This window comes from Duganella sp. Leaf61 (assembly GCF_001421905.1).
Lineage (GTDB): Bacteria > Pseudomonadota > Gammaproteobacteria > Burkholderiales > Burkholderiaceae_D > Rugamonas > Rugamonas zoogloeoides.
Window position 1 is genome coordinate 537,113 of sequence record NZ_LMLM01000012.1, and the last position, 17,152, is coordinate 554,264.

Sequence of the window (17,152 nt, forward strand, 5' to 3'; positions counted from 1 at the left end):
CTGTATGCAGCTGATCATCGCTGCGGTCGGCCACAAAATGCCGGCCTGGATCGAAAACGGCTACGCCGAATACGTCAAGCGCATGCCGCCCGAACTGAAGATCGTGCTCAAGGAAATCAAGCCGGTCGAACGTTCGGGCAGCAAGACTGCCGCCACCGCGATGGCGCTCGAACGCGAGCGCATCGAAGCGGCATTGCCGAAATCGGTGCGCATCATCGCGCTGGACGAACGCGGCAAGGATCTCACCTCGGTGGGCCTGTCGCAGCAGCTCGAAACCTGGCAACAGGACGGCCGCGACACGGCCTTCCTGATCGGCGGCGCCGACGGCCTCGATCCTGCGCTCAAGGCGCGGGCCGAGGGCCTGATCCGCATCTCCAGCATGACCCTCCCCCACGGCATGGTGCGCGTGCTGCTGGCCGAGCAGCTGTACCGGGCCTGGACCATCACGCAAAACCATCCCTACCACCGGGTCTGATCATGACAAACAGGTTAGTCGATAAAAAGATCTACCTTGCCTCGAAAAGTCCGCGCCGGCGCGAGCTGCTGCGCCAGGTCGGTATCGACTTCGAACTGCTGCTGCTGCGCGCCGACGGCCCGCGCGGCGCCGACGTCACCGAAGAAGTGCTGCCCGGCGAAGCGCCGCTCGATTACGTCGCGCGCGTGGCGCTGGAAAAGGCCGTGTTCGCGCACGGGCTGCTCAAGCGCCGCCATCTCACGCCGCGCCCCGTGCTCACGGCCGACACCACCGTCACTATCGACGGCCACATCCTCGGCAAGCCCGCCAACGCGCTGGAAGCTGCCGCCATGCTCGAACAGCTGTCGGGCCGTACCCACCAGGTACTGACGTCGATCGCGGTGTGCAGCGCCGGCTTCCAGGAGCAGGTGACGCAGGTATCGGAAGTGCGCTTCGGCGTGCTGACGCCGGAAGCCATTGCCGCCTATTGCGCCAGCCAGGAGCCGTACGACAAGGCCGGCGGTTACGGCATCCAGGGCCCGGCCGCGCAGTTCATCGAACACATTGCCGGCAGCCACTCCGGCATCATGGGCCTGCCCCTGTACGAAACTGCGCAGCTGCTGCGCCAGGCGGGTTTGCCGCTGCCCTAGCGGCCCCACTGGCGTGCGTGTATGATCGTCGTTCAAATAGCCAGCGCAGCCCGCGGAGACACATGAACGAAGACATCCTGATCAACATCACCCCGCAAGAGACCCGTGTCGCCCTGATATTACAGGGCGCGGTGCAGGAACTGCACATCGAACGCACGCTCACGCGCGGCCTGGCGGGCAATGTCTATTCCGGCAAAGTGGTACGCGTCCTCCCCGGCATGCAGTCGGCCTTCATCGACATCGGCCTCGAACGCGCGGCGTTCCTGCACGTGGCCGACATCTGGGAAGCGCGCCCGCACGACGCCGCCAACAGCTCCACCGCCGGCGCCATCCCCACCCCGATCGAAAAAATCCTGTTCGACGGCCAGGTGCTCACGGTGCAAGTGATCAAGGACCCGATCGGCACCAAGGGCGCGCGCCTGTCCACGCAAATTTCGATTGCCGGGCGCATGCTGGTGTACCTGCCGCAGGATAACCATATCGGCATCTCGCAAAAGATCGAAAAGGAATCCGAGCGCGAAGCGCTGCGCACGCGCCTGCAAAAGCTGCTGCCCGCCGACGAGAAAGGCGGCTACATCGTGCGCACCCAGGCCGAGGACGCGTCCGACGCCGACATTGCCGCCGACGTCGAGTACCTGCGCAAGACCTGGAGCGCGATCACGCACGGCGCGCGCACCCTGCCCGCCACCACGCTGCTGCACCAGGACTTGAGCCTGGCCCAGCGCGTGCTGCGCGACTTCGTCCACGAGCACACCGCCACCATCCAGGTGGACTCGCGCGAGAATCACCTGATGCTGCAGGAGTTTGGCCAGGCTTACACGCCCGGCGTGCTGCCGCGTTTGCAGCACTACACGGGCGAGCGCCCGCTGTTCGACCTGTACGGCGTGGAAGAAGAAATCCTGCGCGCGCTGGGCCGCCGCGTGGACTTGAAATCCGGCGGCTATCTGATCGTCGATCAGACCGAGGCGATGACCACCATCGACGTCAACACCGGCGGTTTTGTCGGCGGCCGCAACTTCGCCGACACGATTTTCAAGACCAACCTGGAAGCGGCGCACGCGATCGCCCGCCAGCTACGCCTGCGCAACCTGGGCGGCATCATCATCCTCGACTTCATCGACATGGATAATACCGAGCACCGCGCGGCCGTGCTGTCGGAATTGAAAAAGGCGCTGGCGCGCGACCGCACCAAGGTGTCGGTCTCGAACTTCTCGGCGCTGGGCCTGGTGGAAATGACGCGCAAGCGCACCCGCGAATCGCTGGCCCACATCCTGTGCGAACCGTGCCCGGCCTGCAGCGGCAAGGGCCAAGTCAAAACCTCGCGCACCATCTGCTACGAAATCCTGCGCGAACTGCTGCGCGAAGCGAAACAATTCAACCCGCGCGAATTCCGCATCCTGGCGTCGCAGGAAGTGGTCGATATGTTCCTGGAAGAGGAATCGCAGCATCTGGCCATGCTGGGCGACTTCATCGGCAAGAAGATTTCGTTGCAGGTGGAGACGGCTTATCATCAGGAGCAGTACGACATCATCCTGATGTAAACTCGTCCTCTTTGATCCATAGCGTGCAAGGAGTGCGAAGCGATGAGGCTGGCATCTATACGACTGCGCAATTTCCGCCTGTTTTCGGACGTCACGTGCGAGCTGCACCCCGAGCTGACCGTCCTTGTCGCCGACAACGGACGCGGCAAGACCAGCGTGCTTGACGCGATTCGCATTCTCTTCGGCACTTATCTGGCAGTCTTCCCGACCGGCAAAGGCCAGGGCATCACGCTCTCCGACGTGCGAACGGTTGAGCTCGACCGCGAACTGCCATCCAGTTCCACCGTCTATCCGGTGGAGCTTGAAGCATGGGGCGAGCTCACGCCGGACCAGCCAGCCGTCTCCTGGTCACGCGCTTTGAATACTGCCAAGGGCGGCACGACGATCAAGGATGCTCGCGCCCTTACCCGGTACGCATCCCTGTTGCGTAGCAATGGGCAAGCACAGGCTCAGCATGGGCAACCTGAAGATTGGCCCTTGCTTGCTTACTATGGGACAGGCCGCCTTTGGCATCAAAGCAAGCTTACAAACGGAAAGCTGTTTACCAATGGCTACGATACCCGTTCCGCCGCATATCGCGACTGCATGGAACCAGCGTCCGGTTTCAAGAGCTTCATGGAGTGGTATGCCTACGCTTACCGCGCGATCACGCAAAGCAAGATTCGCTTCATGGAAAGCACGCCGGGCGCCACTGCACAAGAAGTCATTGCGCACCAGAGTGCGTTTTCTCCCCTTGTAGATGCCGTTCGTACAGCGGTCGACGCCATCCTGCGGCCTACCGGCTGGAAGGGCTTGTGGTATTCAGAAGTCCTGGCGGACATCACCATGACCCACGACCAGTTGGGCACCATGGCTGTCAGCCGGCTCAGCGATGGCATCCGCAACAGTTTGGGTATGGCTGCAGATATTGCTTTCCGTGCCGTGCAACTCAATCCCCACCTTGGCGCCGACGCTGCAAAAAAAGCACGCGGGATTGTCCTGATCGATGAACTCGATATGCATCTCCACCCTTCGTGGCAGCAGGTGATTTTGACCAGCCTGCGCGAAGCTTTTCCGCTGATCCAGTTCATTGTGACGACGCATAGCCCACAGGTACTGACCAGCATAGACCACACGAGTATCCGGGTGATACGCGAAGGCGATCCATCTTCTACGCAAACCGCGTGGATCGACACCGTGCCGCTGCAAACCAGGGGCGTGGCAAGTTCCAGCGTACTCGCGCAGATCATGGGCGTCGATCCGGTACCCGATGTGCCGGAGGCGCGCATGTTGGAGCAATACCACGCGCTGATCCAGCAGAACCTGCACCTGCAAGCTGCGGGCCTGGACCTGCGCGCCCGCCTCGACGCGCATTTCGGTGCGCACCATCCCGTGATGCTGGAGTGCGACCGCATGCTGCGTTTGCAGAAATATCAGCAAAAGCTGCAGCCCTCGCCACGCGCGCCGGATCATCAACCTGGCTAAGCCATGCGCCATCTGGTCCGCGATCAGCAGCCGCCAGCATGCCTGGGCCGCCATCGACATGGTGCGGAGCAGTGGTCAGCACTAACACCTGACGAGCGTATCGAAATCTGGACCGGGCTCGACGCGATGCAGCACGGACGCTGTGCATATTGCGAAGCTGCGCTGCCCGCAGAGAACCGGCATATCGAACATTTTCGCCAGCGTCACTACTACCCGCAGGGCACGTTCGATTGGCACAATTTGTTCGGTTCCTGCAATCGCAGAGATAGCTGTGGCAATCATAAGGACGGGGTGGGAGCCTATCCTCATCAAAACCTGATCAAGCCGGACGTCGAGGATCCGGAACACTTTTTATTGTTTACACCGATAGGCTCGGTACATGCTCGGGCCAACCTCAACGCAGCGGAGCGACTGCGAGCAGAAGAGACTATCCGTATTCTGCACCTCAACGGTCCACTTCAGGCTATCCGTCGCGAAGTCTTGCGCCACTACGTGGAAACAGCGGAGATACTTGCGGAAGTAGCACTGCAAGAGGGGGAGGAAGCAGCGCACCTGCTGTTGCAGGAAGAGCTCGATGCGGTCGAACAGCTGCCACACGTCACGGCCATCCGGCATTTGCTCACCAATCAGAAGGCTTGAATCGTTGTCATTAGCCTACTTCCAGTAACAAAGCCGTCACATTCCCCCGGTATGCTCACGCGTTTTGCCAACGGAGTTCCCATGCACTCGACGCGCCAGCGCCCTACCGGTTTTCCACGCCACCTGCCTTTGCTGCTCACCCTGCCACTGTTGCTGGCTGCTTGCGGCGGTGGTGATGCGAACCTGGATACGACGCCCACCCGCGCCATGACCGTCGTGGCCGCCACCGGCAAGGCCATGGCTGGCGCCGCCGTGACGGTGCAGGATGCGGCCAAGGCCACGGTCGGTAGCGGCACCACCGATGCCAACGGCAAGCTGGTGCTGAACCTGCCGGCCAGCGCTGCCGCGCCGTTCCTGTTGACGGTCACGCCGACCTCGGGCAGCGCCCAGTACGCGGTCACGGTCAAGGAGACTGCCGTCAATGTCACGCCGCTGACGTCGGTGCTGGCGATGCAACTGCTCGGGACCACGCCGGCAGCGACCAGCGCCAGCCAGCTGGCAGCCGTCGATGGGACAAAAATCGCCACCGCGCAAACCCAGCTGTCCACCGCGCTGGCCGATGCCATGCGCGCCATGGGCGTGTCCGCCACCTACGATTTCGTCAACGGCCCGCTGGTGCCCGGCAGCAGTACCGATGCCGCCGACAAGCTGCTCGACCAGTTGGCGGTCAAGGTCAGCGGTACCGATATCGACATCGTCAACACCAGCGGCGCCATCCTGGTGCAGAGCACCGGCGGCAGCGTGCCGCGTGCCACCGGCACGGCGCTGTTGACCGCGCCTGCCACCCCGACCGCGCGCCAGCAGCAACTGATGGCGATGGTGCCGGGCACCGCCGCCGCGCCGGTGTTCATCGAAGTGGCGCTGGACGAATTGCTGCCGACCCAGCCGGCAGTCGGCTATGACCAGATCTATTACAAGCTCGGCCGTTACAGCGCCGAAGACCTGATCATGGACAAGACCAACAAGCCGAAGAAATTCGCCGAACTGTGCGAAGCCAATGGCCAGGACGACGTGGTGACCAAGACCGCCAACGTCACCGGCGCCACGCTGATCAAGCCACCCGCCACGTTCGCGTGCAAGTCGCCGGTGGGCACCAAGCCGGGCGACATGAAAACGGTGGTGGTCGGTCCTGGCGGCAAGCTGTACCTGACCGATGGCCACCACACCTTCAGCGCGTTCTGGAATGCCGACGGCGGCGTCAACCAGAAGCTGAAAGTATGGGTCAAGCTGACCGACAACCTGAGCAAGCTGAACGAGGTGGATTTCTGGAGCGCGATGAAGGCCGGCAAAAAAGTCTGGCTCAAGGACGGCGCCAACCGCCCTATCGTCACCGGCCAGCTGCCGCAGCAGAGCGGCCTCGCGGCCCTGGGCAACGATCCGTACCGCGCGCTGGTGTACTTCACCCGCGACGCCGGCTACGTCGTCCCGGAAGCCAGCACCGAGTTCCTCGAGTTTTACTGGGGCGACTGGCTGCGCAGCAAGATCGACCTGGCCGGCTACGATCTGACCAGCAGCACCAGCTACGCGTCGGCCATCCTCAAGGCCTCGCAGGCGATGGTGGCGTTGCAGGCGACCGACGTGGTCAGCGGTGGCAATACGGCCGCGTCGCTGGGATGGTCCGGCAAGCTCGACACCAAGGCGCTGGACGACCTGGTCACGCCAACCGGCAAGCTGACCTATTCGATCGCCTACAAGAAGACGCTGGTCAAGTAATGCGCCATAGCGCTGTCGACGTTTCGACAGCGCTTGCTGAGCATCGTCTCCGCCGGGGCATCAGCGTCCCGGCGGCGCCATCATCGACTGGTTGCTTTTCATGAGCGTGTCGAGCATGTTGCGCACCGCTTCCGGCGAGCGGCTTTGCATCATGTCGAGCTGGGCCAGGTTGATGCGCGCGCGCGGGTAGTTGGCCTGCGCTGCCTGGGTCAGCCAGCGGCGCGCGGCCGCCAGGTCTTTCGGCACTTCGCGGCCTTCGTAGTACATCTCGCCCAACTCGTTTTGCGCCACCGGGAAACCAAGCGTGGCCGCTTGCTGGAACCACTGCCGTGCGCGCTTGCCGCACGCTGTGCGTCCCGCGCCGCCCTGGCAGGCCTGTTCGATGCGTCCCAGGGTGGTCATGGCCACCACGTTGCCCTTGGCGGCGCGGCGCTTGAGTTCGGCCACTTCCTCGGCGCCGGACTGGCCGACGCGCTGCTGCAATTGCCAGTCGAGCTCGGTCCAACCGCGTTCGTCGAGGTGGCGGTACCAGGCCGCATCGCCTTCGCTGCCCAGCGCACCGGGTTTGTCGCCGGAACGGTAGCGGCCTGCCGGCTTTGCTGCACCGGCAACGGCGCCGGTCTTGTCCGGCGCCATCGGTGCGCCATAACGCAGCCCCGGCGGCGGCCGGAAATAGGCGTCGCCCACTAGCGATGATTCCACCCACGGCTGCTGGTCTTCCAGCGTGCGCCGCCGTACCTGGTCGGCCACGGTGCGGAACAGGTCGGTTACCGGCAGCCCCGGCTGGCCGATCAGGCCGGCCAGCGTTTCGGTATAGATGCTGTTCTTGCGACCGGTGCCATCTTCCGCCAGTTGGCCCGGCGCGGTCGAATAGGCCACCAGGGTGCCGCGCGGCGCCACTGCCGGCCCCAGGCCGAGGTTGCCGATGGCGCGCATGCGCACGGCCGGCATCGGCTGGAACGGGTTGTTGCGGCAGGCGTCGAGAATCACCATGTTGACTGCCGACGGCGCCAGCGCCAGCCGCTCGTGCAGGGCCGACAGCGGATACGCCTTGAGCGCCACCCCGGCTTCGCTGGTGGGCGACATATCGGTCGGGATCAGATAATTGACGCCATTGATCTGCATGCCGTGGCCGGCGTAATACACCACCGCCGTGGCGCCAGCCGTCAGGCCGGTGGCGAACTGGCGCACCGTGTCGTACAGGGCACTGCGGCCCAGGTCCTTGGCCAACGTCACGCGAAAGCCGGCGCGGCGCAAAGCGCCGGCGATCAGGTCGGCGTCGGCACGGGTGTTGGGCAGCAAGCCGTTGTTGTAGGCGCCGTTGCCGATCACCAGCGCCTGCCGTTCGGGCGGGGCCGATACCGGTTCGGCGGCGCGCACGACAGGCAAGCCTGACCACGCGGCCGCTACCAGCAGCGCCAGCAAGGTGCGGCGCTGAGGTCTCATCGGCGCACCAGCAGCACGTCTTCCACCAGCGGCGAGGCGGCCAGGCGGGCCCGCACCGGTTCGGCGCTGCCCGGCTCGTCGAGGGCGATCCACAGTTCTCCCGACACCGACGGTCCCCACACGATGTGGCAACGGTTTTGCACCAGCAGCTCGGCCAGGTCGGCAAAGCGGGCGTCGCGCCGCACCACCAGCTTGAGGTCGGAGGCCCTCGCCGGCTGCGCGGCCGTGCCGCGATAGCTGACCGTGGGCGTTTGCGGGTCGAGCCGATAGACATTCCAGCCCATTTGCACCGCGATCAGCGCCACCCCCAGCGCGCCAACGGGCGCCCAGCGCGCGGCAGCCAGACCCTGCCACCAGCGCTGCCACCAGGCCGGCGCCGCTGGCCGGCTGGCCTCCAGGCGAGCGGCCAGCGCCTCGTAGCCGGCCAGCGGCGCGCGTTCGGTCACGCGCTGGCGCGCGGCGGCGGTCACGGCCTGCAGGAATTGCAGTTCCTGGCGGCCGTTGGCGTCATGCGCCAGCCATGCCTCCACTTCCTGGCGCCGGGCCGGATCGAGCGTGCGGTTCAGGTAAAACGGCAGCAGCTCGCGCAGGCGCAGGCGGTCGTCGTCGGTGTAGTCAGCCACGCTTGCCTCCCAGGTAATCGGGGCCGAAGGCCCGGGCCAGGCAGTCGCGGATACGCTGGCGCGCGTGGAACAGGCGCGACTTGAGCGTGCCCTCCGGCACTTCCATGTCGCGGCTGGCCTCGGCCAGTCCCTCCTCTGCCACCGCGGTACGGTAGATCGCTTCGCGCTGGCCGGCAGGCAGCTTGTCGATGCACACCAGGATCGCCTGTGTGGCTTGGTCCTGCTCGATCCCGGTCAGCACGTTCCAGTCGAGGTTGCCGTGTTTGTCGGCGATCGCGGCGGTCAGTTCTTGCGTTTCCAGTTCGGTGGCCATGTCGCGCTGCCATTGCCGGATGCGGTTGTTGGCGATGCCGCACAGCCAGGTGGAAAACTCCGACAGGCCGTTATAGGCAGCCGGTTTGCTAAAGGCGATAAACAGACTATCCATCGTGATTTCCTCCGCGCTCATGTCGCTCCAGACCCGGTAGCGCACATAGGCAAACAATTGCGGCTGATACACGCTGTACAGCCTTCTCGATGCTTGATCGTCGCGGTCGGCGATCCGGTTCAATAAATTTCTGACTTCCGCGCGCGGCAGATTATGCATAAAAAGGCGTGTTCAAAACAGCTGAAAAAATTACGAAAAATAATGTGAACCGAATCGGGAAACGCTGCGATAGAGCTGGAAAGGACGCCAAAAAACGTGCCTCAGAATTTTACGCTGCTATGCGGCATATTTTCCACTTGACAATATTATTATTTGCAATTGGGAAATGTTACTTGTAAGATTCAGGTGTATTTTATACAATTTCTTTAGGGAATGGTAATCAAATGACGATTTGCACGAATTGCCAGACCATTAATGCTGCACATGCGAAATTTTGCAAAGGGTGCGGCACCGGTCTGACGCCAGCTTCGAGCGGCAGCCAGTGCGAGTGCGGCGCGCCGCTTGCTCCTGCGGCCAAATTCTGCCGCAATTGCGGCAAACCGGCTGCGCTTCCAGCCGCAGTAGCGGTGGCTGTACCTGTGTCCGAGCCGATTCCCGAGGCGGTGGCGGTGATTGATCCGGTGCCTGAGCCAGTGCTGGAACCCGTTCCTGTGATTGAACCTATGCTTGAACCAGTACAGGTTCCTGAGTTCGTAGCTGAGCGTGAGTCTGCGCCGGTTGTCGAGCATAAGCCAGTGGCTGAGCCTGAACCAATTCCTGCGCCGGCACCCGAGCCGGTGCCAGTGCGGATGTTCGTGCCTGAGCCAGAACCGTTGGCAGCTCCGGTGGATGAGCCTGCTAAGGCCCCGGCATTCGATCCGGTGCAAGCACCTGTGCTGGAGAATGCGCCTGAACCGATGCCCGCGCCGGTATCCATTCCCGTGCCTGAACAATTGACAGCTCCGGTGCAGGAACTTGCCCCGGCCTCCGAGCTGCGCCAAGCGCCTGTGCTGGAAACCAAGCCTGAGCCTGAACCGGTTCCTGCGCCGGTACCAGAGCCGGCGCCAGCGCTCTTGTCCGAGCCTGAAGTATTGACGACTCCGGTGGAGGAAGCTGCTCCGGCCCCGGCAACCGAGCCTGTGCCTGTGCCGGAACCGGTGACCGAACCGGAAACGCTGGCGCAACCTGAGCCATTGCCTGATCCTGCCCTTGTCCCGGCAGCGACGATCGCCACGCCCGAAGCGCCGCCATCATCGCCACCGTGGTCTGCGCCAGTCTCGACCGAGCCGCCGGCCCGCAAGTGGGCGCTGATCGCTGCTGCCGCGGCTGCGGTCGTTGCGCTTGCCGGCGGTGGCGCCTACTTCTGGCAGTCGTCCAAATCCGCAGCGCCGGTACCAGCGCCGCTGACAGATGCGGCCAGCGCACCGGCGGCTGGCGAACCGGCGGCTGGAGCAACGACATCTGGAGCACCGGCAACGCTGGCGATCGATACAGCGCCGGCAGCCACCGCGCCAGCAGCGATCCCGCCCGAGGCACCTGCAACTGCAACTGCTCCGGTTCCTGCTCCTGCTCCGGTTCCGGCTACGGCTCCTACCCCGGCAAAGTCTCCGGCCCCGGCCCCGGCAGCAACGCAAGCACCTGCCGCAGCACCAGCGCCGGCAGCAACCCCGGCACCGAAAGCAGTACCAGCCAGCCCCAAAGCCACGCCACCGGTCGCAGCCCCGCGCGTGGACCGCGCACAGGCGGCACCGGCAAGCAACCCGCTCAGCGGCAAGGTGAGCGCCATGCTCGACAAGGCGGAAAACTTCATCGCGCTGCGCCAGTTCGACAAGGCCATCGCCACCGCCGAAGCCGCGCTCGATCTCGATCCCGCCAGCGGCGCCGCCAGGGCCACGCTGGCCAAAGCCAAGACCAAGCAATCCGAAGCATTGAAATCCGGCAGTTCCATCGAATAATCGCGAAAGGTCATACCATGAAAAAAACTACCCTTGCCGCCAGCGCCTGCCTGATTGCCGCGCTGACCGGTTGCGCCGCGCCCAACGGTCCCGGCGGTCCTGGCGGCGGTAACCAGCCAACCTCCGACAACAACACTACTGCCATCCGCTGCGGCTCGATGGCGCTCGGTGGCGCCGTGCTGGGCGGCCTGCTCGGCGGCAAAAAAGGCGCGCTCAAGGGCGCGGCCGTGGGCCTGGCTGCGTGCGCCGTGGTCGAAGTGGCCAGCCGCCAGACCAGCTCGTCCGCCGACGTGGAAAAGACTTACCGCACCGCCAACCGCAACGCCTTGCCGCCGAAAGCCAAGATCGTCGCCTACACCACCGCCGTCACGCCGCAAGGCGTGGCCCGCACCATGGAACCGATCAAGGTGCAATCGACGATCCGCGCCGTGTCCGGCACCGGCGAGCCGGTGCGTGAAGTGAAGGAGGTGCTGATCGCCTACGGTCCGGACGGCGAAGAGTTCAAACGTGGCGAAAAAATCGTCAACGACAAGGGCGGTAGCGGCGAGTTCGACAACAGCTTCACGCTGCGCCTGCCGGAAGGCGCGCCCGAAGGCGTGTACAAGCTACGCACCCAGTTGTACCTGAACGGCGCCATGGCCAGCACCAACGAAGGCGCATTGCAAGTCTTCAGAGGCGGAAAGGTCGCACTGCTGCCACGCGACGGCGCCATCGTGACGCTGGCGTCCCGCTGAACAAACCCAACTTCCATTCAAGAAATTCAATAACGAGGAGTATGTCCATGTCTGCTGTTCCAGTCTTTTGTGGTGCCTGCGGTAAATCCGCCGCTCCCGAATCGCGCTTTTGCGAAGATTGCGGCACGCCGCTGAAAACCGTCGCTGCCGTGACGCCCGATCTGACCAGTGCCGCCGCGCCGGTCATCCCGCTGCCGACGCCAGCCCCGGCACCATCACAAGCACCCGCAGCCACCACCGCGCGCGGCGTGGTCTTGCGCGACACCAATGCCGGCCCCGGCCTGGTGGTCGTGGATGGCCGCCAGTTGACGTTCACGCTCGAACAGCATTGGCGCAGCCCGACCAGCGCGCCGACGGTCAACACCCAGGTCGATGTCGCACGCGACGCAAGCGGCCAGGTACTGGCGGTAACGCCGGTGCCGGAGTCGGTGCTGGCCAAGGAAAAGCTGGACAAGATGAAGGACGGCATGAACGACCTGAAGGACGAGTACCTGCCGAAACTGATGGTGCGCGTGGACCAGGTCGGCAAGCCGCTGCTGATCGCAGTCGCCCTGCTGGCCATCGCCTGGATCTGGCTGCCGGCCGTGTCCATCAACATCAGCGCCAGCATCGTGCAAAACCTGACCATGTTCGACCTGCTGCGCCTGGCCAACGTCAGTTCCAGCCTCGAAGGCATGATGCAAGGCGGTAACGGCAGCAGCGGCCTGTACGGCTTCCTGTGCGTGGTCGCCATGATTGCCCCGCTGGCCCACGTGTTCGTGGCCGACAAACGGGCGGCGTTCGGCCTGTTCGCGCCGCTGGCCTTCCTGGTGCTGACCGGGCTGGGCATTTACCTGAAGATCCGCAACCTGACCAGCGCCGCCAGCGAAAGCATGCGTGGCTTCGGCGGCAGCCAGATGGGCGACTTTGCCGGCGCCATGATGAAACAGGCGCTGGCCGCCTTCTCGGTTGGCTACGGCAGCTACATCGCCCTGATCGTGGCGCTGTACCTGGCCTGGCGCGGCGTCCAGAAAGTTCTGGCAGCACGCTGATCGACACGACCACAACAACTATTTTGACCTTCCACACCAAGGAACCTTCATGAACCGCATGCTCCGTAACGCTACCCTGATCCTCTGCAACACCGCCCTGCTGGCCGGCCTGGCCGCCTGCAGCAAACCGGCCGACACCGCCGCACCGGCAGCCGACGCCTCGGCACCGAAGCCCAGCCTGCAAGACCTGCAAAACCCGAAAGCGGTGCAACAGGCCGTGGCCAGCACCCTGCCCCAAGGCGACAAGGCCACCCCGCTGACCAGCTACCGCAAGATCGACAGCGGCCACCAAGTGATGTTCCTCTACTACGGCATGTCGAGCCTGCCGGTGCCGTACGAAGACGTGGCGCAGATTTACTCGGCCGAGTACAGCCGCACCAGCGACGGCTTCCAGCGCAAGGACATCCTCAAGGCGCTGCAACCGCGCATCGACCAGGAAATCGAACGCGCCAAGGCCGGCCGCTACGTCATCCTCGAAAGCCGCGACGGCGCGCTGCTGGAGCGCTACAACTTCGAGAAAAAGACCTTTACCATCAAGGACATGACCAGCAACGACCGCTACACCTACTTCCACGACAACAGCCAGTACACGCTGGGCCAGAGCAACGCCACCGACTTCGCCAACCTGCCGGTGCCGGACGAAACCAAGGCTCGCGCCATCGAAGGTTACTTGAGCAAGTACGCCCAGCTGCGCATGGAAGTCTATGGCTTTGCGCAAGATGCCGACCCGAGCAACCGCCGCGTCAAGCTGCAGGTGATGAAAGTACGCCTGTATAGCCCAAGCAACGAACTGCTCGCCGAGATCTAAACTCCGCCAGCCGCCAGCCCCCTGCTGCATGCGCGGGGAGCCGGCGGCGCCAACCATGTCACTGGCACTACCTATGTTAAAGTCCTACCGCGCGCTGTACGCGCTTCCTGTCGTTGCCGCGCTGCTGCTGAGCGCCTGTGCGGTCAATCGCCAGGGCAACAACTTCAAATTCGGCATCGACGTCGACGAGCTGACCGCCTCCACGCTGCAGGAATTCCAGCTGGGCACGGCGCGTGGCGTGCTGCGCCGCACCCAGCAGAACCAGGTGCAAATCAAACTCTACGACCGCATGAAACTGATCGACCTGGGCCAGCTGTCCACGGTGCGCATCGGCGACGCGGTACGGTTTCCCGCGCACGACCTGATCCTGGTCCACGTGCCGACTGCCCACTGCCCCTACGCCTACCGGCTGTACCAGCTGAGCGGCTATGAAGTCGGCATGTGGAACATCAACGATATCGCCGGCCGCTGCAGCATGCCGCTGTCCTTCAGCGCCGACGCCCAGAGCTGGGTGGCGCAGCAGCAGTCGGTACCCAACCCGGTGGCCTGGGCCTGGTCGAACGGCCAGCTAGTGAGCGGACCGCTGCCGCGTGCACCGGGCGCCGACAACGCCACTGCCAACCTGCCGCGCAACGGCGCTGGCACCATCGAAGGCAGCTTCCAGCGCGGCGACGCGGCGTCTGGCGCGGTTGCACCGGGCACAGTGATGTCGGGCACCGCAGCGCCGCGTCCAGCGAGGTCGGGCACTATCTCAGGCGCAGGTACGCAGGGCGTCGCTACGTCAGGGGGTGCGACACCGGGCTCAGCAAAAGCAGGCGCTACCGGACCTGCGGCGAACACCCGGCCGGCAGCAGGCATGCGCTTTGAAACGGCCGATGGCGCCGCCAGCCGCGCCAGCACAGGCAGCACCGCGCCACGCGACAGCGCCACATCGGCAGCGGGATCGGCGTCGGCAGCGGCAGCGGCGCCTGCGGCGGGAACAGCATCGGCACCGGCCCGTGCGGCCTCGACGCCCGCGCCGCGCGCCAGCGCGCCAGCTGGCACGCTCAAACGCGTGGACAGCGGCAGCTATGCGCGTCTGCCGGACGCCAGCAGCGCTACGGTGGTGCCGCCCACCCGCATCATTTTGCGCAACAGTAACGGCGAAGGCGCCGCGCAATGACGAAGACCGACGCGCCGCGCCGGCGTTTTGCGCTGCTCGGCCCGCAGCCGCGCGCGCCATGGGTCTGGATCATGGCGCTGGTTACCGGTGTCTATCTGCTGGTGGAGTGCGGCTTCAACTCGCGCCTGCTCGACGTGGTGGGCGGCATGCCCGACCAGGAGGCGGTCGAAGCCATCGAGGAAATCGGCCGCAGCCTGTCCGGAATTGCATTGGCGCTGATGTTCTGGCCGTGGGTGCTCAAGCGGGCCGCCGACAAACGCTGGAATTACTTCCTCACCGCGCTGGCGCTGCTGGTGCTGACCATTGTCGTCGCCACGACTGTGTATCGCGGCGAACAGAAACTGGTGGACGGTATCGTCGAGCGCTCCAGCGCCGAGCAGCGCTTCCTGGCGACCAACCTGGTGGCCCTGCAAGGCGCGCTGGTGAGCAACAAGGTGCTGCTTGACGAACTGCCGCTCACGCTCGAACAACTGCGCGCGCCGGACGGCAAGAGCTTCCTGGCCGTGTTCCCGCTACTGGCGCTGTCCACGCACGAACTCGACCATATACTTCAGGCACAAAAGCCGCTGATCCTGCGCGCCATGGCCGACCAGCTGCACGGCGGCGAGAACGCCAGCTACAACCATTTTCTGACGTCGCGCGAAACGCTGATCGAGACCTATAACGATCACTATGTGCCGGCGTCGAACGCCTATCAGGACAGCCTGGGCGGCATCGGCGCGCGCCAGGACAAGGCCTGGAACGATTACCTGGCGCGCCTGCGCAAGCGCGGAGTCGATCCCGACAACGTCCCGCCGGCCTACTGGTCCGATATCCGCAAGGACGTACGCAAGCGCGGCGTCAATGTGGCAAAGGACTGGGACCCGGGCGACCGCGCCGGCTTCGAACGTGCGGTGGGCCTATCGGTGCGCAGCGAGTCGGACAAGCGCTTCCGCGAGGGCGTGGCCAAGCATCTCGATGGCAATAGTCTGCCGCCGGGACTGGGCATGAGCGCCTTCTTCAGCCATGCCGTGGTGCAGGCCAAGTGGCGCAAGAGCCTGCATTACAAGAACAGCAGCTTCGCGCTGCCGGTCGAGCTGCCGCCGCAGGCGCAGGCGCCGCACTTCTTCAACCGCACCGTCTACCAGCGCGTGCTCGATGACGATGTGCGCGCCACGCTGCCGCAATACACGGCGCCGGTGGCCACCTTTGCCGATGGCGGCAAGAACAGCGACCTGGGGCGTGACAGCCTGCGCGCGCTGGCCGTGCCGCCGATCGCACTGGGCTTTTCCATCGTCGGCGCGCTGATCCACCTGGTCAAGCTCACGCTGTTCGTGATCCAGCTCGCCTGCGCTTGGGGATTCCTGAGCGGCATCGTCAAGGGCTTCTGCGTGCCGGCGCTGGCGCTGTTGCTGCTGGCGGTGTTCCACTTCATTCCCACCAGCGAGATCACGCGCCAGCCGCTGTACGACTATTTCGAGCAGCGCGGCGCCGGTCTCGGTGCAACCGAACCCAACTGGCAAGGCCGCACCGCCATGTTCTTCACGCGCGCCGTGATCCACGCCCAGGTACCGGCCTACCCCTTGTTCGAGGCGGTGCGCCTGAACCTGCTGGGCGGCTACGAATTCGGCTACGAAAGCCATCAAAAGACAGGAAAATCCGATGCGAACAAATAACTCCATGCGCCCGCTGCTGCGGGCCGCCGCGCTGCTGGCTACGCTGATGACAGGGCAGGCAAACGCTGGCGCCCTGCCCGATGTGCAGAACGTGATGCAACTGGAACCGGAAGGCTATGTCGCCCTCAACAAGATCACCACGCCGCTGCTGTACCCGGTCCACACCGGCAAGCCCTACAACACCAAGTTCCTGCTCAGCATAGGACGCGAGAACCTGCCGCCCGACCTGCGCGAACTGCAGCCCAACCTCGAGGACATCAACGAGTTCCGCGTCCACGCCCTGCTGCAACAGTTCGAGCCATACCTGAACGGACGCATGGAAGCGTTGCGCAACGCCAAGGGCTACCTGGTGCCGTTGCAGGCCAAGCTGGGCGAATACGATTTCCAGCGCCGCCGGTTTCCGCTGTCGCTGAACATGATGGTGACCAAGACGAAGTCGCCCGACAGCTACCACTGCGCCGGCGCCTACGACGAATTCCGCCACACCAGGCTGAGCGCCTGCGTGTCGGCCACCAACTGGAACAACCAGAACAAGGCGTTCCAGTTCCTGGCCATCGACGACATGCAGCAAGCCGAACACATCAAGCGCCAGCTGCTCAACAAGCAGGCCGGGTTTTACTTCCTGATGCAAAACGACGGCCGTTTCCGCGTCGTCGATAACGCCAAGATGAAATACGGCGGCTTCATGGAACCGACGCTGGCCTCGGGCGTGCTGCCGGCGCGCGTAATCGGCCTGCTGCTGGTCGATCACACCAACAGCGCCATCATCCTGGCCGGGGAGATGACGCCTTGATGCGCTGATGCGCTAACGCGTTGACTTCCTGACGCGCGGCTGCGCCTGCGGCTACGGTTATGGCTGTGGCTGTGGCTG

16 protein-coding genes and 1 pseudogene are annotated in these 17,152 nt (G+C 64.4%); 14 read left to right on the top strand and 3 right to left on the bottom strand.

The annotated features are described in order from the left end of the window. The first annotated feature begins 4 nt into the window (after positions 1–4). The 6 genes from rlmH to ASF04_RS11320 all read left to right on the top strand — a co-directional run bounded on the left by rlmH (position 5) and on the right by ASF04_RS11320 (position 6,461). Positions 5–475, top strand: a complete 471-nt coding sequence (gene rlmH / locus ASF04_RS11290; protein WP_056141254.1) for a 23S rRNA (pseudouridine(1915)-N(3))-methyltransferase RlmH — start codon at positions 5–7, stop codon at positions 473–475. Between the two features lie 2 nt (positions 476–477). Beyond that, positions 478–1,104, top strand: a complete 627-nt coding sequence (locus ASF04_RS11295; protein ID WP_056141257.1) for a nucleoside triphosphate pyrophosphatase — start codon at positions 478–480, stop codon at positions 1,102–1,104. Positions 1,105–1,166: 62 nt separating this feature from the next. After that, positions 1,167–2,645, top strand: coding sequence for a ribonuclease G (gene rng / locus ASF04_RS11300; RefSeq protein ID WP_019923099.1), 1,479 nt, complete (start codon positions 1,167–1,169; stop codon positions 2,643–2,645). A 42-nt stretch (positions 2,646–2,687) separates the two neighbouring features. Further along, positions 2,688–4,109 (top strand): AAA family ATPase, encoded by a 1,422-nt coding sequence (locus ASF04_RS11305; protein ID WP_056141260.1) that lies wholly within the window; start codon positions 2,688–2,690, stop codon positions 4,107–4,109. Positions 4,110–4,112: 3 nt separating this feature from the next. Then, the gene (gene ptuB, locus ASF04_RS26765; RefSeq protein ID WP_082488698.1) at positions 4,113–4,748 is read left to right on the top strand and encodes a retron Ec78 anti-phage system effector HNH endonuclease PtuB; all 636 of its coding nucleotides are present in this window, start codon (positions 4,113–4,115) and stop codon (positions 4,746–4,748) included. A gap of 81 nt (positions 4,749–4,829) precedes the next feature. Next, positions 4,830–6,461 (top strand): ParB-like protein, encoded by a 1,632-nt coding sequence (locus tag ASF04_RS11320; RefSeq protein ID WP_056141269.1) that lies wholly within the window; start codon positions 4,830–4,832, stop codon positions 6,459–6,461. A 60-nt stretch (positions 6,462–6,521) separates the two neighbouring features. Here the strand turns inward: ASF04_RS11320 and ASF04_RS11325 are convergent, their stop codons facing one another. Genes ASF04_RS11325 through ASF04_RS11335 form a run of 3 tightly spaced genes read right to left on the bottom strand, consistent with a single transcriptional unit; the run spans position 6,522 to position 9,080 of the window. Then, the gene (locus tag ASF04_RS11325; RefSeq protein WP_082488700.1) at positions 6,522–7,907 is read right to left on the bottom strand and encodes a caspase family protein; all 1,386 of its coding nucleotides are present in this window, start codon (positions 7,905–7,907) and stop codon (positions 6,522–6,524) included. Beyond that, positions 7,904–8,530: an anti-sigma factor gene (locus tag ASF04_RS11330; RefSeq protein WP_056141273.1), complete on the bottom strand. Its 627-nt coding sequence runs from the start codon at positions 8,528–8,530 to the stop codon at positions 7,904–7,906. Before ASF04_RS11330 ends, ASF04_RS11325 begins: the two co-directional genes overlap by 4 nt. Beyond that, positions 8,523–9,080, bottom strand: a complete 558-nt coding sequence (locus tag ASF04_RS11335; protein WP_162241435.1) for an RNA polymerase sigma factor — start codon at positions 9,078–9,080, stop codon at positions 8,523–8,525. The genes ASF04_RS11330 and ASF04_RS11335 overlap by 8 nt, the downstream gene beginning before the upstream one ends. A gap of 260 nt (positions 9,081–9,340) precedes the next feature. On the opposite strand from ASF04_RS11335, the pseudogene ASF04_RS28715 reads away from it, so the two are divergent. The 8 genes and pseudogenes from ASF04_RS28715 to ASF04_RS11370 all read left to right on the top strand — a co-directional run. Next, positions 9,341–9,481 (top strand): annotated as a pseudogene (locus ASF04_RS28715) (zinc ribbon domain-containing protein); the annotation flags it as partial. A gap of 300 nt (positions 9,482–9,781) precedes the next feature. Further along, positions 9,782–10,891: a hypothetical protein gene (locus ASF04_RS27475; protein ID WP_229205013.1), complete on the top strand. Its 1,110-nt coding sequence runs from the start codon at positions 9,782–9,784 to the stop codon at positions 10,889–10,891. 17 nt (positions 10,892–10,908) lie between these two features. Continuing rightward, on the top strand, positions 10,909–11,625 hold the full coding sequence (locus ASF04_RS11345) for a hypothetical protein (protein ID WP_056141282.1): 717 nt from the start codon (positions 10,909–10,911) through the stop codon (positions 11,623–11,625). A gap of 47 nt (positions 11,626–11,672) precedes the next feature. Further along, the gene (locus ASF04_RS11350) at positions 11,673–12,656 is read left to right on the top strand and encodes a zinc ribbon domain-containing protein (protein ID WP_156368607.1); all 984 of its coding nucleotides are present in this window, start codon (positions 11,673–11,675) and stop codon (positions 12,654–12,656) included. A gap of 49 nt (positions 12,657–12,705) precedes the next feature. Further along, complete coding sequence (locus tag ASF04_RS11355; protein ID WP_056141285.1) at positions 12,706–13,464, top strand: hypothetical protein; 759 nt, start codon at positions 12,706–12,708, stop codon at positions 13,462–13,464. Between the two features lie 73 nt (positions 13,465–13,537). Continuing rightward, the gene (locus ASF04_RS11360; RefSeq protein ID WP_056141287.1) at positions 13,538–14,626 is read left to right on the top strand and encodes a hypothetical protein; all 1,089 of its coding nucleotides are present in this window, start codon (positions 13,538–13,540) and stop codon (positions 14,624–14,626) included. Then, positions 14,623–16,281: a hypothetical protein gene (locus ASF04_RS11365; protein ID WP_056141289.1), complete on the top strand. Its 1,659-nt coding sequence runs from the start codon at positions 14,623–14,625 to the stop codon at positions 16,279–16,281. Before ASF04_RS11360 ends, ASF04_RS11365 begins: the two co-directional genes overlap by 4 nt. After that, positions 16,268–17,074 (top strand): hypothetical protein, encoded by an 807-nt coding sequence (locus ASF04_RS11370; protein WP_156368608.1) that lies wholly within the window; start codon positions 16,268–16,270, stop codon positions 17,072–17,074. Before ASF04_RS11365 ends, ASF04_RS11370 begins: the two co-directional genes overlap by 14 nt. Positions 17,075–17,152: the final 78 nt, after the last annotated feature.

What these genes read in the sequence shown, in the direction of transcription:
- ptuB (WP_082488698.1), top strand. Translation starts at nt 4,113, where the DNA reads ATGCGCCATCTGGTCCGCGATCAGCAGCCGCCAGCATGCCTGGGCCGC.
- ASF04_RS11365 (WP_056141289.1), top strand. Translation starts at nt 14,623, where the DNA reads ATGACGAAGACCGACGCGCCGCGCCGGCGTTTTGCGCTGCTCGGCCCG.
- ASF04_RS11370 (WP_156368608.1), top strand. Translation starts at nt 16,268, where the DNA reads ATGCGAACAAATAACTCCATGCGCCCGCTGCTGCGGGCCGCCGCGCTG.
- ASF04_RS11320 (WP_056141269.1), top strand. Translation starts at nt 4,830, where the DNA reads ATGCACTCGACGCGCCAGCGCCCTACCGGTTTTCCACGCCACCTGCCT.
- ASF04_RS11345 (WP_056141282.1), top strand. Translation starts at nt 10,909, where the DNA reads ATGAAAAAAACTACCCTTGCCGCCAGCGCCTGCCTGATTGCCGCGCTG.
- ASF04_RS11360 (WP_056141287.1), top strand. Translation starts at nt 13,538, where the DNA reads ATGTTAAAGTCCTACCGCGCGCTGTACGCGCTTCCTGTCGTTGCCGCG.
- ASF04_RS11295 (WP_056141257.1), top strand. Translation starts at nt 478, where the DNA reads ATGACAAACAGGTTAGTCGATAAAAAGATCTACCTTGCCTCGAAAAGT.
- rlmH (WP_056141254.1), top strand. Translation starts at nt 5, where the DNA reads ATGCAGCTGATCATCGCTGCGGTCGGCCACAAAATGCCGGCCTGGATC.
- ASF04_RS11305 (WP_056141260.1), top strand. Translation starts at nt 2,688, where the DNA reads ATGAGGCTGGCATCTATACGACTGCGCAATTTCCGCCTGTTTTCGGAC.
- ASF04_RS11325 (WP_082488700.1), bottom strand. Translation starts at nt 7,907, where the DNA reads ATGAGACCTCAGCGCCGCACCTTGCTGGCGCTGCTGGTAGCGGCCGCG.
- ASF04_RS11355 (WP_056141285.1), top strand. Translation starts at nt 12,706, where the DNA reads ATGAACCGCATGCTCCGTAACGCTACCCTGATCCTCTGCAACACCGCC.
- rng (WP_019923099.1), top strand. Translation starts at nt 1,167, where the DNA reads ATGAACGAAGACATCCTGATCAACATCACCCCGCAAGAGACCCGTGTC.
- ASF04_RS11350 (WP_156368607.1), top strand. Translation starts at nt 11,673, where the DNA reads ATGTCTGCTGTTCCAGTCTTTTGTGGTGCCTGCGGTAAATCCGCCGCT.